General features: G+C 62.4%; 14 protein-coding genes and 2 pseudogenes. 10 read left to right on the top strand and 6 right to left on the bottom strand.

Going from position 1 to position 13,481, the window contains the following annotated elements; all coding sequences use genetic code 11:
* Positions 1–67: 67 nt before the first annotated feature.
* Together glsB and BV82_RS11415 are read left to right on the top strand one after the other, a co-directional pair.
* Complete coding sequence (gene glsB, locus BV82_RS11420) at positions 68–988, top strand: glutaminase B (protein WP_010225642.1); 921 nt, start codon at positions 68–70, stop codon at positions 986–988.
* A gap of 104 nt (positions 989–1,092) precedes the next feature.
* Complete coding sequence (locus tag BV82_RS11415; RefSeq protein ID WP_010225640.1) at positions 1,093–1,647, top strand: AAA family ATPase; 555 nt, start codon at positions 1,093–1,095, stop codon at positions 1,645–1,647.
* Between the two features lie 304 nt (positions 1,648–1,951).
* Here the strand turns inward: BV82_RS11415 and BV82_RS11410 are convergent, their stop codons facing one another.
* Positions 1,952–2,359 (bottom strand): MerR family transcriptional regulator, encoded by a 408-nt coding sequence (locus tag BV82_RS11410; RefSeq protein ID WP_036996067.1) that lies wholly within the window; start codon positions 2,357–2,359, stop codon positions 1,952–1,954.
* A gap of 82 nt (positions 2,360–2,441) precedes the next feature.
* On the opposite strand from BV82_RS11410, the gene BV82_RS11405 reads away from it, so the two are divergent.
* Together BV82_RS11405 and BV82_RS11400 are read left to right on the top strand one after the other, a co-directional pair.
* The gene (locus BV82_RS11405) at positions 2,442–3,272 is read left to right on the top strand and encodes an alpha/beta fold hydrolase (protein WP_036996069.1); all 831 of its coding nucleotides are present in this window, start codon (positions 2,442–2,444) and stop codon (positions 3,270–3,272) included.
* A 114-nt stretch (positions 3,273–3,386) separates the two neighbouring features.
* Positions 3,387–4,619 (top strand): NADH:flavin oxidoreductase/NADH oxidase family protein, encoded by a 1,233-nt coding sequence (locus BV82_RS11400; RefSeq protein ID WP_036996070.1) that lies wholly within the window; start codon positions 3,387–3,389, stop codon positions 4,617–4,619.
* Positions 4,620–4,671: 52 nt separating this feature from the next.
* Here BV82_RS11400 and BV82_RS11395 read toward each other — a convergent pair whose 3' ends face one another.
* A complete protein-coding gene (locus BV82_RS11395) occupies positions 4,672–5,202 on the bottom strand; it encodes a glyoxalase superfamily protein (RefSeq protein ID WP_036996071.1) in 531 nt (176 codons plus the stop codon).
* Positions 5,203–5,450: 248 nt separating this feature from the next.
* On the opposite strand from BV82_RS11395, the pseudogene BV82_RS26365 reads away from it, so the two are divergent.
* The 3 genes and pseudogenes from BV82_RS26365 to BV82_RS11385 form a co-directional block, all read left to right on the top strand.
* Positions 5,451–5,609, top strand: a pseudogene (locus BV82_RS26365) (dihydrofolate reductase family protein); the annotation flags it as partial.
* A 32-nt stretch (positions 5,610–5,641) separates the two neighbouring features.
* Complete coding sequence (locus BV82_RS11390; RefSeq protein ID WP_010225631.1) at positions 5,642–6,313, top strand: class I SAM-dependent methyltransferase; 672 nt, start codon at positions 5,642–5,644, stop codon at positions 6,311–6,313.
* Positions 6,314–6,358: 45 nt separating this feature from the next.
* The gene (locus tag BV82_RS11385; RefSeq protein ID WP_010225630.1) at positions 6,359–6,577 is read left to right on the top strand and encodes a DUF4287 domain-containing protein; all 219 of its coding nucleotides are present in this window, start codon (positions 6,359–6,361) and stop codon (positions 6,575–6,577) included.
* Positions 6,578–6,722: 145 nt separating this feature from the next.
* Here BV82_RS11385 and BV82_RS11380 read toward each other — a convergent pair whose 3' ends face one another.
* Both BV82_RS11380 and BV82_RS11375 read right to left on the bottom strand, forming a co-directional pair.
* The gene (locus tag BV82_RS11380) at positions 6,723–7,127 is read right to left on the bottom strand and encodes a DUF6896 domain-containing protein (RefSeq protein WP_036996072.1); all 405 of its coding nucleotides are present in this window, start codon (positions 7,125–7,127) and stop codon (positions 6,723–6,725) included.
* Positions 7,124–7,393, bottom strand: coding sequence for a hypothetical protein (locus BV82_RS11375; protein WP_036996142.1), 270 nt, complete (start codon positions 7,391–7,393; stop codon positions 7,124–7,126). The genes BV82_RS11380 and BV82_RS11375 overlap by 4 nt, the downstream gene beginning before the upstream one ends.
* Before the next feature lie 217 nt (positions 7,394–7,610).
* On the opposite strand from BV82_RS11375, the gene BV82_RS11370 reads away from it, so the two are divergent.
* The 3 genes from BV82_RS11370 to BV82_RS11360 are packed head-to-tail and all read left to right on the top strand — an operon-like array spanning position 7,611 to position 11,783.
* Entirely contained in the window at positions 7,611–8,276 is a 666-nt protein-coding gene (locus BV82_RS11370; protein WP_036996073.1) for an ABC transporter ATP-binding protein, read from the top strand.
* On the top strand, positions 8,276–10,729 hold the full coding sequence (locus tag BV82_RS11365) for an ABC transporter permease (protein ID WP_036996074.1): 2,454 nt from the start codon (positions 8,276–8,278) through the stop codon (positions 10,727–10,729). The genes BV82_RS11370 and BV82_RS11365 overlap by 1 nt, the downstream gene beginning before the upstream one ends.
* On the top strand, positions 10,719–11,783 hold the full coding sequence (locus BV82_RS11360) for a lipocalin-like domain-containing protein (RefSeq protein WP_036996075.1): 1,065 nt from the start codon (positions 10,719–10,721) through the stop codon (positions 11,781–11,783). Before BV82_RS11365 ends, BV82_RS11360 begins: the two co-directional genes overlap by 11 nt.
* Positions 11,784–11,881: 98 nt before the next feature.
* On the opposite strand, the pseudogene BV82_RS11355 reads toward BV82_RS11360, so the two are convergent.
* Together BV82_RS11355 and BV82_RS11350 are read right to left on the bottom strand one after the other, a co-directional pair.
* Positions 11,882–12,465 (bottom strand): annotated as a pseudogene (locus tag BV82_RS11355) (transposase).
* 183 nt (positions 12,466–12,648) lie between these two features.
* A complete protein-coding gene (locus BV82_RS11350) occupies positions 12,649–13,329 on the bottom strand; it encodes a hypothetical protein (protein ID WP_145997608.1) in 681 nt (226 codons plus the stop codon).
* Positions 13,330–13,481: the final 152 nt, after the last annotated feature.

Here is a 13,481-nt window from a genome sequence, read left to right as displayed (position 1 = left end):
CCTGATGGGCAGTGACACCTCTCTGGCCAGGGGGGATCCGACACCAACGCACCATAGGCAACACCTGATGCAAGCATTACTGCTAGAGATCCTCGACCAAGTTCGTCCCCTGCTCAGCCAGGGCCAGGTGGCGCAATACATCCCCGCCCTGGCCCAGGTAGAGCCCAACCAACTGGGCATTGCCGTGCATGGTTTGGACGGTCAATTGCACTGCGCGGGGGATGCGCACACGCCATTCTCGATCCAGAGCATTTCCAAGGTGTTCAGCCTGGTGCAGGCGATCAACCACAGCGGCGAAGATATCTGGTCGCGGTTGGGTTACGAGCCTTCCGGGCAGGCGTTCAATTCGCTGGTGCAGCTTGAGGTGGAAAAAGGCAAGCCGCGTAACCCGTTTATCAATGCCGGCGCACTGGTGATCTGCGATATCAACCAGTCCCGTTACGCCACCCCAGCGCTCTCGATGCGTGATTTTGTCCGCCGCCTGGCAGGCAACCCGCGCGTTACCAGCGACCTTGTGGTCGCGGACTCCGAATACCAGCACCGCGCACGCAATGCCGCCATGGCCTACCTGATGCAGGCGTTCGGTAACTTCCACAACGATGTTGATGCGGTGCTACGCAGCTACTTCCACCATTGCGCCTTGTCCATGAACTGCATAGACGTTGCCCGGGGCTTCGCGTTCCTGGCCAACAGCGGTTACTGCCCACATAGCGGCGAACAAGTGCTCAACCCACGCCAAGCACAACAAGTGAATGCGATCATGGCCACCAGCGGGCTGTATGACGAGGCAGGCAACTTTGCCTACCGTGTGGGCCTGCCAGGCAAGAGCGGTGTCGGTGGCGGTATTGTCGCGATTGTGCCGGGACGCTACAGCATCTGTGTGTGGTCACCAGCACTGAACGCTTCGGGTAACTCACTGGCGGGGCTGCGCGCGCTGGAGCTGTTGAGCGAACGCATCACGGGTTCGGTGTTTTCGGCGGTACCTTGAACTGGCCGGGCCTCGACCGTTGTCCCGATTCCCCGCCAGTCCTTCTTTAACGGCCCCGGCAAAACCCGCACAATCGCCGGCTTTTTTCGACAAGGTAGTCCCTCATGCAACGGATCGTCATTTTGGGCAACGCCGGTAGCGGTAAGTCCACCCTCGCCCGCGTTCTCGGTAAACGCCTGGGCTTGCCGGTGGTGCACCTGGACAGGCTGTTCTGGGAGCCTGGCTGGGTCGAGCCCGACGCCGAGCAGTACCGCGCGCGGGTGCGCGAGGCGGTGGCACAGGACACCTGGGTGTGTGAAGGCAACTATGCACGGCGTACCTTTGACCTGCGCCTGCCGCGCGCTGACCTGGTCATCTGGCTGGATACACCGCGCTTGACCTGCTTTTGGCGGGTGATCAAGCGCAGCGTGTTGAACCGCCCTCGCCCCGACCTGCCCGAAGGTTGTAGCGAAAAGCTCGATCGGGCGTTTCTGACTTTTTTGAAATTCGTCTGGACCTTTGATCGCGGTTATCGCCCGGGGATCGAGGCAGTGCGCGAGGCCATCGGGCCGCAGGTACCGGTGGTGCATTTGCGCGGCAGTCGGCAGATTGCGGCGTTTGTCGAAGGCTTGCCCGGCAATGCAGGCTTCAGCCCAAAGGCACAGCAATCAGTGCAATGATGCTGCCGTGTATGGACCGGAGACATTGCTGACGAGCCAGCGCCCTTGAGAACGGCGCAAGTCCTGTGGGAGCGGGCCTTGCCCGCGATCGAGCGCGCAGCGGTCGCAATCCAGGCAACACCTGATGTGCTGGCTGTACCGGCCTCATCGCTGGCAAGCCAGCTCCCACAGGGAATGCATCAACCCTGAGAACGCGAAGCGGTCGTCGGCCTAGCTCCTGCGTCAACGGCACCGGCAGTTGGTTGAGCGGGCCGCTGTGGCGGGTCCAAGGTTAACGTCAACGTTAAGATCAAGCCTGCTCCGCTCACCCCTGTTCCAACAGCCGCTCCATCAGCATCCGCGCGTTTTCGGTGCAGGTGCGGTCTTCGGGGCGGTTTTCGATGCTGTCGATGGCCACCAGCAATTGCGCGCGATTCTGCGCCAGTTGCTGCTGCAGCACTTCGATCTCGGCGACCTTGCGCTTGAGCCCGGCCAGCAGCGCATCATGCTGCCAGCCGTCGGCGTTGGCCGGCAGCAGTTGGCGGATCTCCTCGAGGCTGAACCCGGCACCCTGGGCGCTGGTGATGATTTGCAGCGTCCACAGCGCTTGCGGGGCGTAGTCGCGGTAGCCGTTGGCCTTGCGCGCCACCGATCTGATCAGGCCGCTGGCCTCGTAAAAGCGAATACGCGAGGCATTCAGGCCGCTGCGTTTCGCCAGTTCTCCTATTCTCATAGCTCGCCTTCAACAGGGCATTAACCTTAAACCTCACTTTAACCCTAGGACGCAGCAAACACATCACAGAGGAGCAACGAACATGGCATTCGTCACAACCAAAGACGGCGTTGAAATCTTCTACAAGGACTGGGGCCCGCGCGATGCCCAGGTGATTTTCTTCCACCACGGCTGGCCCCTCAGCGGCGACGACTGGGATGCGCAGATGCTGTTCTTCCTGGCCCAGGGTTATCGGGTGATCGCCCACGACCGCCGCGGCCATGGGCGCTCCAGCCAGGTCTGGGATGGCCACGACATGGACCACTACGCCGATGACGTGGCGGCAGTGGTCGACCACCTGGGCGTACGCAGCGCGGTGCATGTCGGGCACTCCACCGGTGGCGGCGAGGTGGTCCATTACCTGGCCCGCCACGGCCAGGACCGCGCCAGCAAGGCGGCGATCCTCGCGGCGGTGCCGCCGCTGATGGTGCAAACCGCCAGTAACCCCGGCGGCCTGCCCAAGTCGGTGTTCGACGACCTGCAGGCGCAGCTGGCGGCCAACCGCGCGCAGTTCTACCACGACATTCCCGCCGGGCCGTTCTACGGCTACAACCGCCCCGGTGCGACACCGTCGCAAGGGGTGATCCTCAACTGGTGGCGCCAGGGCATGATGGGCAGCGCCAAGGCCCACTACGATGGCATCGTCGCCTTCTCGCAGACCGACTTCACCGAGGACTTGAAGCGCCTCACCCTGCCGGTGCTGGTAATGCACGGTGACGACGACCAGATCGTGCCCTACGAAAACTCAGGCCTGCTGTCGGCCAGGCTGCTGAGCAACAGCACCCTGAAAACCTACAAAGGCTACCCCCACGGCATGCCCACCACCCATGCCGACATCATCAACGCCGACCTGCTGGCCTTCATACGCAGCTGATGCGATGGTGCCAGGGCCCTCCCCTGGCACCTCGCCCGCCCCGCTGAAAACGCCTGTTGACATTAAAGTTAACTTTAAAGTTATGGTTTGAGCACGATCAACCGAGGTGCTGCCATGAACGTGTTCGACAAGCTGACATTGCCCAACGCAAGCGAAATCCCCAACCGCCTGGCCAAGGCCGCGATGGAAGAGAACATGGCCGACGCCGACCAGGCGCCGTCCGTAGAATTGCTGCGCTTGTACCAGGCCTGGGCCGAAGGTGGCGCCGGCCTGTTGATCAGCGGCAACGTGATGGTCGACAGCCGCGCCATGACCGGCCCGGGCGGCGTGGTGCTGGAGGATGACCGGCAACTGGCCAAGTTCAAGCGCTGGGCCAGTGTCGGCCGTGCCCAGGGTGCGCAGTTCTGGCTGCAGATCAACCACCCCGGGCGGCAAATGCCGGCCAACCTCGGCCAGCCCACCTGGGCGCCGTCGGCGGTGGCGCTGGAGATGGGCAAACTGTCGAAGCACTTCAACCCACCCCAGGCGATGACCGAGGCGGTGATCGACGATGTCATCCAACGCTTTGCCCGTACCGCGCAACTGGCCGAACAGGCCGGTTTCACCGGGGTGGAGATTCATGCCGCGCATGGCTACCTGCTGAGCCAGTTCCTCTCGCCGCTGAGCAACAAGCGCAACGACGCCTGGGGCGGCTCGCTTGAGAACCGTGCGCGGCTGTTGCTGGAAATCGTCAAGGCAGTGCGCGCGGTGGTGGCGCCGCAGTTTGCCGTGGCAGTCAAGCTCAACTCCGCCGACTTTCAGCGCGGCGGCTTCAGTGCCGATGATGCCCGTCAGGTGGTGCAACTGCTCAACGGCCTGGGCGTCGACCTGGTGGAGTTGTCCGGTGGCAGCTACGAAGCCCCGGCCATGCAGGGTGAAGCCCGTGACGGGCGGACCCTGGCCCGGGAAGCCTACTTCCTGGAGTTCGCCCGCGACGTGCAGAAGGTGGCGAGCATGCCGCTGATGGTCACTGGCGGCATCCGCCGCCTGCCGGTGGCCCAGCAGGTGGTCGACAGTGGCGTGGCCATGGTCGGCATCGGCACGGCGCTAGCCATCGACCCCAACCTGCCCCGCGCCTGGCAGCAAGGCAAAGGCACGGCGCCGGCGCTGGCGCCGATCACCTGGAAGAACAAGCCGCTGGCATCGCTGGCCAACATGGCCCTGGTCAAGTTCCAGCTGCGCAAGCTCAGCCAGGGCAAGGCGCCCCGCCCGCAGGTGTCGCCGCTGTGGGCGCTGATCGGCCAGCAACTGGGCAATGCGCTGCGCGCCCGCCAGTACCGGCAGTGGGTCGCCCAGCGCGTGCGTTGAGCCACATCACGCTAGACCCGCGATGAGGCCAGCACAGCTCTATCAGGGCTCATCAGCTCTGGCAGAAGCGGATCCGGTTGCCAAACGGGTCATAGACTTCCAGCACCTTGCCCCAGCCCTGCTCGACAATATCCGGCCGGCCATAGCCGTAGCGCTTGGCCTGCAGCTCGTCGCGCAGTGGCTCGATATTGTGCATGGGCACGAAGATCGTTGCGCCTGGGCTGGCATCACCGTGATGCTCGGACAGGTGCAACTGCAGGCCATCGCGGCTGATGCCCAGGTACAGCGGCAGGTCAGCCTCGAAACGGTGCTCGAACTCGACGCTGAAACCCAGGAAACCCAAATAGAATTCGCGGGCCTTGGTTTCATCGAAACTGCGCAAAATGGGGATGGGCTTGTCGAAGCGGATCGCCGCTGCCGGGCTGTCCGGGGGCAACAACGCAGCGGCGGTGTTCCAGTCTTTATAACCCAGCTGCTGCGCCACCAGCTCCAGCGCGCCTGAATGTGAAAGCTGCGGGCTCTGCGCTTGCAGCGACACGCGCAGACGCTTGGCCATCTGTTTGGCCTGTTCGAGTGAAATCATCGTTCCTCCTGGAGTCGAGGCCACAAGGTGCTCGCGTTGCCAAACCTCGACTGCAAGAAAAGCGACAGGGTTCGGGAGTTGTTCACATGCTTTCACCATGCCCTGAGGGCGCGAGCGGCAGGCAGCATTGGCCTGGCGGCGATAGTACACAGATGATCAGCGCACTGTCGATTTCGCCGCGCCTGGTTCGACTATGGTCAGGCATGCCCTCAACCCACCCCATCAGGAGCAGACTATGCGCAAACTCGTTGATCCACCCGATCATCCTCGGGCGTGGCAAGCGCTGGTTCGATGACCAGGCACACGCGTCGGCATTTACCCTGGCGCAATCGAGCAGCACGCCAAGCGGAGTGCTGGTTGCACGTTATGTGCTTAACGGGGAGGTGCGCACCGGGTCGTTTGCCTAGACTGGGCAGGTACCGCCGCACTGGAGAGCGCAATGCCCGCCCCTGAAACCGAACTTTTGCAAAGCTGGCAACACAACGCCCGAGCCTGGATCAAAGCCATCCGCAGCGGCGCCATCGAAAGCCGCCTGAAGGTTACCGATCAGGCCATTCTGCTGGCCGTGCTCGGCCGCCAGCCCGAACGCGTGCTGGACCTCGGCTGTGGTGAAGGCTGGTTGTTGCGGGCGCTGGCCAAGCGTGGCATCGATGCCGTGGGCGTCGATGGCGACCCGACCCTGGTGGAAGCGGCGCGGGCGGCGGGCGCTGCCCAGGTACACCTGGCAAGCTACCAGGCACTGGCACAAGCGCAGGTAGATATTGGCCGCGACTACAACCTGATCTGCGCCAACTTCGCCCTGCTGCACCAGGACATCATCCCCCTGCTCGGCGCCATGAACGCCCTGCTCGCCCCCGGCGGCGCCCTGGTGATCCAGACCCTGCACCCGTGGACGGCCGCTGCAGGCGACTATCAGGACGGTTGGCGGCAAGAGACCTTTGCCGGTTTTCAGGGCCAATGGCACCCCATGCCCTGGTACTTGCGCACCTTGTCCAGCTGGATCAATGCCCTGGACATGGCGGGGTTCAGGCTGATCGCCCTGCAGGAGCCGCAGCATCCGCAAAACCCGCTGCCGCAATCCTTGTTGCTGGTGGCCGAGTCGAGAGGATGAGCTCGGTCACATCCCATTCCATCCACGTAAAAGGAAGCACGCGTCATGAGCGAAGAAACAAAAGTAAAAGGGCCAGCTTCGTACTTCCCCTCCATCGAGAAAAAGTACGGCCAGCCCATCAGCCACTGGCTGAACCAACTTGGCACGGTCAACGACAAGAAGCACATGGAAATGGTCAACTGGCTCAAAGCCGAACATGGTATGGGCCATGGCCATGCCAATGCGCTGGTGGCGTACTTTTTAGCGAGCGCTAAAAACACCTGACGATACAGGCCCGATACCACAAGGCACAGGCATCACCGCCGAGCGGGGCGTGCTGTCGGTGCCGCACTTCATGTTCCTCGCCTCGGTGCTGGCTGCGCGAGCTGATCAGCCGTTGCCTGGCAACGTCCTGACCGGCGAACCTGGCTCAGCGGTCTTTCGCCAGGTAAAACAGGATATAGCCCGAACTCACTAGGCTACCGGCCGCTATTTCGGCGTTGAAGCAGGCCTTGAGTGCATCCTCATCGGCAAAGCCGTACGAAGGCAGTCTGCCCTCAGCAAAGCCGGCGAGCCGCCACAGGTCGAAGCCATCGAGCTCACCCTGCTCGCCAAAGTCGAAATCGACGGGGCCGGTGGGCAAGTGAACCGCACAGCCGTAACCGTGCTTGAAGTAACCAACGCCGCCATCAAGCTCGCCGCGATGGGGGATATCCATCGTCACCCACGCCATAGCGCTCGAGGGTCTCGGGATGCCTGAGCGTTGCATGAGTTCGACAGCGGCGCTGACACTTGCCTGGTAATCGCGGATCAGTCTGGCGAGGAGATTGTTCATGCCGGCTCGCGTTGACAGGGCTGGTCCTGGTCACACCAGCCAAGCGCTTTGTAGGAGGTTTTATCCTGCTCGGGAAAGTCGCTTCGGTACTCTCCCCAGTCCATGTAGGCATAGTATTGGCTCATTGCGTCGAAATAACTGTCAGCTTCGACTTCCCACACAAGCCTTGAGCCGGCGCCCATCAGCGCCCGCGCGTTGTCACCGCGGGGCCCGGCCAGGCAGAAGGTTTGACAGTCATCCGGCTCCATCCAGAGTTCTTGCTTCATGTACAACGCTCGCGATTGAGTCCGCGCTATCGTGCCCGAAAACATCGGTGCATGACCACTCCAAATCCTGTGGGGGCTGCGGTGCGACGTCCCGACTTGCCCAGCAATCGAGCGCGAAGCGGTCGCAACCCAGCCGGTGCCTACCGTGATTCGTGCAAAGCCCGGCAACACTGCTATTCCTGTACCCAGGTCCGCGTTTGCAAGGAACAACCGTCCAATGCTGGTCATCGAACACCTGCACAAGTCCTTCAGCACCGCCCAAGGCCCGCTACCGGTGCTGCAAGGCGTCGACTTGCACCTGGCCCAAGGCAGCAGCCTGGCGTTGATGGGCGAGTCCGGCAGCGGCAAGAGCACCCTGCTGCACCTGGTCGCCGGCCTCGATCGTGCCGACAGCGGGCGCATCCTGATCGACGGCCAGCCCCTGGACGGACGTTCAGAAGCCGCCCTGGCACGCTGGCGGCGGGAAGGCATCGGCCTGGTGTTCCAACAGTACAACCTGATCAGCAGCCTCGATGTGGCGGCCAATCTTGCCTTTCAGGCCAGGCTGGCGGCGCGCTGTGAGCAGCACTGGCTGGACTACCTGACCACCCGCCTTGGCCTCGCCAGCCTGCTGCAGCGCTACCCGGAGCAACTCTCCGGCGGCCAGCAGCAGCGGGTTGCCATTGGCCGCGCACTGGCTGCCCGCCCGCCACTGGTGCTGGCTGATGAACCCACCGGCAGCCTCGACGAAGCCAGCAGCGATGAGGTACTGACGCTGATGCTGCAACTGGTCGGCGAGGCCGGCAGCAGCCTGCTGATGGTCACCCACAGCCCGCGCCAGGCTGCGCGCCTGGAGCAGCGCTGCGTCCTGCATGCCGGGCGTATACAGCGCGAGGCGCTGTGATGAGCCCGCTGCTGATTGCCCTGCAGGCACTGCTGAGCCATTGGCGGCGCCATCGCTTGCAGTTTTTCAGCATCTTTACCGGCCTGTGGCTGGCCACCGCCCTGTGGACCGGGGTGCAGGCACTCAACAGTCAGGCCCGGGCCGACTACGCCCGCGCCAGTGCGGTGCTGGCCGGCCCTGCGCAAGCGCAGCTGGTGGCCCGTAGCGGTGAGCGCTTCGATCAATCGCTGTATCTGCAACTGCGCAAGCTCGGCTGGCAGCTGTCGCCGGTGCTGGAGGGTCGCCTGCGCTTTGCCGGCGAGCAGCCGCTGACGGTGCGCCTGATCGGCATCGAGCCGCTGAGCCTGCCAGCGGCAATGACCGTTGCCGGCACCTCGCTGCAAGGGTTCGACCTGCAGGCATTCATTGGCATGCCGGGGCAAGCCTGGGTAGGCCCCGATACGTTGCGACAACTGGGTGTGGATGCCACCGGGCGAGCTACCAGCAGTGACGGTCAGGTGTTGCCGCCCCTGGTGGTGCAGCCGCAGTTGGCACCGGGCGTGATCGTGGTGGATATCGGCCATGCACAAGCGTTGTTGCACGCGCCAGGGCAATTGTCGCGATTGCTGGTGGGCGATGAGGCCAGGCCCTTGCCGGCAGCATTCGCCGAGCGCCTGACCCTGCACGCGCCCAGCGACGACGGCGACCTGCAGCGTCTGACCGACAGCTTTCACCTCAACCTCACCGCCCTCGGCCTGCTGGCTTTCGTCGTCGGGCTGTTCATCGCCCACGCCGCCATCGGCCTGGCCCTCGAACAGCGCCGCGGCCTGATTCGCAACCTGCGCGCCTGCGGCATCAGCTTGAACACCCTGTTGATCGCCCTGGTACTGGAGCTGGGTGTTTTCGCCGTACTCGGCGGCCTGGCCGGGGTCGCCAGCGGTTATGGCCTGGCCGCCCTGTTGCTACCTGATGTCGCCGCCAGCTTGCGCGGCCTGTACGGCGCCCAGGTGGCCGGGCAACTGAACCTGCCGGCCTGGTGGTGGCTGGCGGGGGTCGTGGTGAGTGTCTTCGGTGCCTTGCTCGCGGGTGTGAGCAGCGTGCTGCGCGCCGCCCGTTTGCCGTTGCTGGCCCTGGCGCAGCCGCAAGCCTGGCGCCTGGCCCAAGGGCCCTGGTTGCGCCGCCAGGCGCTGGCGGCCGGGCTGTTGCTGGCGGTTGCGCTGGGCTGCTGGCAATGGGGCAACAGCTTGGCCAGTGCCTTGCTCCTGCTCGCCACATTGCTTCTGGCGGCAGCGTTGCTGTTGCCCGCCCTGCTCGATAGCGCGCTGGCCTGGCTGGCACGCCTGTGTCGCGGGCCGTTGGCGCAGTGGTTTGTCGCCGACAGCCGCCAGCAGCTCCCTGCCCTGAGCCTGGCGCTGATGGCGCTACTGTTGGCATTGGCCGCCAGCGTCGGCGTGGGCAGCATGACCGAGGGCTTTCGCAAGACCTTCAGCGCTTGGCTCGACCAGCGCCTTTCAGCCGATCTTTACCTCACCCCGCAGGACACGACACAAGCCCTGCAAATCACTGACTGGCTCGCCCGGCAACCGGCCGTCACTACGCTGCTGCCCAGCTGGCGTGCAGAAATACGCTTGCAGCAGTGGCCGGTTCAAGTCCAGGGCATCATCGATCACCCCGCCTACCCTGCGCGTTGGCCATTGCTGGAACAACGCCCGCAGGCCTGGGCGCAATTGGCCAGAGGTCGGGCAGTGATGCTCAGTGAACAACTGGCCCGGCGCCTGGGCGTGCAGGTGGGCGCCCCCCTGCAGCTACCGAACCAGGCCATGACCGTGGTCGGCATCTATGCCGACTATGGCAACCCCAAGGGGCATCTGCTGGTCAATGCCGACTGGCTGCGCGGGCACCTGCCAGAGGCAAAGCTGAGCACTATCAGCCTGAACCTGGCGCCTGAAGGTATTGCGCCGCTCAAAGCCGACCTGCAACAACGCTTCGCCCTGGACGACAGCCGCGTGGTCGAGCAAGCCAGCTTGAAACGCTGGTCTACCGAGATCTTCAGCCGTACCTTCGCCGCCACCACGGCGCTCAACAGCCTGACCCTGGGGGTGGCGGGCGTCGCTCTGTTCATCAGCCTGCTGACCCTGAGCCAGAGCCGCCTGGGCCAGTTGGCACCCCTCTGGGCCCTGGGCGTGCGGCGCACCCAGCTGGTGTGGTTGTCACTGGGGCAAACCCTGATGCTGAGCAGCCTGACCGTGCTCCTGGCCATCCCCTTGGGGCTGTTGCTGGCCTGGTGCCTGGTGGCGGTGGTCAATGTCCAGGCCTTCGGCTGGCGCCTGCCCCTGCATGTATTTGCCGCGCAACTGCTGCAACTGGCGCTGCTCGGCCTGTTGACCAGCCTGCTGGCCAGCGCCTGGCCGTTGTGGCAACTGGCGCGGCGCCAGCCGAGCGCGCTGCTGAGGCAATTCGCCGATGAAGCGTAACCGCTGCCTGTTGATCGGCCTGTTGCTGCTGGCCGGTTGCGACCAGCCTGCGCCAACGCCCAAAAGCTTTGCCGGATTGGGCCAGGACGCCACTGCCTTCAGCCAGGTGACGCGCGCCCATTCGCTGGTGTTCCCCCTCGACCACGCGGCCCACAATGGCTTTCGCATCGAGTGGTGGTACGTCACCGCCAACCTCAAGGACAACCAGGGACGTGACTGGGGCGCACAGTGGACGTTGTTCCGCTCGGCCCTGCGCCCCGGCCCGGAAACAACCGGCTGGAACAGCCCCAACCTGTGGATGGGCCATGCCGCACTCACCGGCCCTGGCGGCCATCAGTCAAGCGAAACCCTGGCGCGCGGTGGCATTGGCCAGGCGGGCGTCGAAGCCACGCCGTTTCGGGCCTGGATCAACGATTGGTCATTGCAGGGCAGCAACGACCTCGCACGCCTGCAAATGACCGCCAACGGCAAGGGCTTCAACTACACCCTGAACCTGGTCAGCACCGGCCCGCTGGTGCTGCATGGCACCCAGGGCTACAGCGAAAAATCCGGCAAGGGCCAGGCGTCGTACTATTACAGCCAGCCGTTCTACCGGGTCAGCGGCGAGGTCGAACGCGACGGCCAACGCCTTGCGGTGACCGGCAGTGCCTGGCTCGACCGCGAATGGAGCAGCCAGCCCCTGGCGTCCGGGCAGTCGGGCTGGGACTGGTTTTCCCTGCACCTGGACAGCGGCGCCAAACTGATGCTGTTTCGCGTGCGCGAGACACAAGGCGCGCCCTACCGCGCAGGCACCTGGATCAGTGCCGAGGGTCGCGCCCAGGCACTGCAGGGTGAACAGATCCAGTTGCAGGAGCTGGCCTGGAGCAAGCAGGAAAACGGCCGCGAGGTGCCTACCCGCTGGCGCGTGCAGGTGCTGGCGCATGACGTGGATGTGCAGGTCGATGCGCTGGAGCCGAACGCTTGGATGTCTACGCGTTTTCCGTACTGGGAAGGGCCCGTGCACTTTAGTGGAAGTGTGAGCGGCAAGGGCTATCTGGAAATGACCGGGTACTGACTTTGCAGGAGCGGGCTTGCCCCGCGATAGCGTTCTGTCAGCTACATCGCATTGCGGGGCAAGGCCCGCTCCTGCAGGGTTATTGACTAGGCACTGTACTAAAAGTAATTTCGCAAACACCGCATAGCACAAACTAACGAGACCATCGCTCCGTAGTTTTTCGCGAGCTTGTCGAAGCGTGTCACAATGCGGCGGTTTTCTTTCATCCAGCCGAACATGCGTTCGATGATGTTGCGTTGCCGGGAAGTACGCTATTAGCGTCGCAAAGCATATGAATCTTGGTCGTCAGCTCTCCGAGACTGCGACCTAGTGCGTAACCCGAGCCTCATCAGGCCCCCTTTTTTCCCGGCGCCAGATGAGGCTCGGGTTACGCGTTCAGCAGTGGAGTCGATCATCCAGGTTTCCAGGTCGATCAATCTTTGCTCGTTCAGCTTGATGTGCCGCCGCTTGTGCATCAGGTTGAACGTTCCTTGGTTACGCCAATCCCGAAACCGTTGGTAGACCGTTGACCAAGGGCGGAAGCGATCGGATATTTCGCGCCACGCGGCGCCTGAGTAAAACACCCAGAAGCACTGAGCATCAAGCGGTCATCGGCTCTCGGCCGACCGTTGCGGCGGGGCTGTTCAAAGAGCTCAGCAACCAGCTCCCAGGCTGCATCAGGAATTTCGTACCACTTAACCATCCTGGCCTCCTGCCTTCAATGGGCCCGCACTCTTCCGAATCTCAGTGTTCAGGTGCGGCAACAGCGGTTTCAAAGAGTTTCGTACAGAACCTGACGTCCTCAGACCCCGTCACTCAAACCCGAAGCAAAATTCCAATTTTGCTCTATAGCAGGTTCAGAACGCTCTGTAGTCGAATGGCGAAGTCAGCATCTCCGCCTCCTCCAATGTAATAAATTTTTCGCCATATCATAGAATCCAGGATTACTCACCAAATGGAAATTTTCAAACTCACGCCTAACATCTTTCAATAACCTATCAGGCATTTTACTGACTCTCTGATGAGCTTTGAAGTACACACTCCTCGGGGAGGTTAACGGAGAATGAAGTGGTTTGACTCCTGTGACGGGAAAAATAAATTCAGCATAGAAATCCTCTGCAAATTTAACTGCCACACCCTCCTCAATCGCAGCTACTGGAACAACATTCGTGTCAGCCGGACCGAGAAGATGTACAGACTCATGAGCAAGCTCGTAAAAAAACTGCTCCCAAGTTTCCACCAAAGTCCCAATACAAGCGAGATTCACTACATCAGGATTATCTGTCGTAGACACAGTTACGCCCACACGTAATCTTGGAGAGTCCAGAAAAGCTGGCCTGGTACAAATTTCGTGATCTTCCAAGGTCAAGCGCCCATATTTTTGCTCGACGAGGTTAAGTAGCAACTCACCTGTACAATCAACGACACATCGATTGTCGGCGTGACGTAGATCTTTTGAGACCGGCGCCATTCTCTTGTTTATACGATCAAGAATTGCATTCAAGTCAGAGCAGTCGGACATCATCACTTCTGTCATTTTAATAATGACGCTTTTAACCCAATCCAAAGTACCTCCTCAGGCAAATTACTCAAACATCGACAAACAGTCACATCTTATTTACTAGGAAAACTGGACTGCCCCCGCCCCCATAGGCATTTTCGTACACTTGCTTAAACGAATCTGCTTTTACTGTGGGACATTTCCGATTCCGTCCACCG

The sequence above is a fragment of the Pseudomonas donghuensis genome, assembly GCF_000696345.2.
GTDB classification, from domain to species: domain Bacteria; phylum Pseudomonadota; class Gammaproteobacteria; order Pseudomonadales; family Pseudomonadaceae; genus Aquipseudomonas; species Aquipseudomonas donghuensis.
This window is presented reverse-complemented; position numbering and strand designations above follow the sequence as displayed.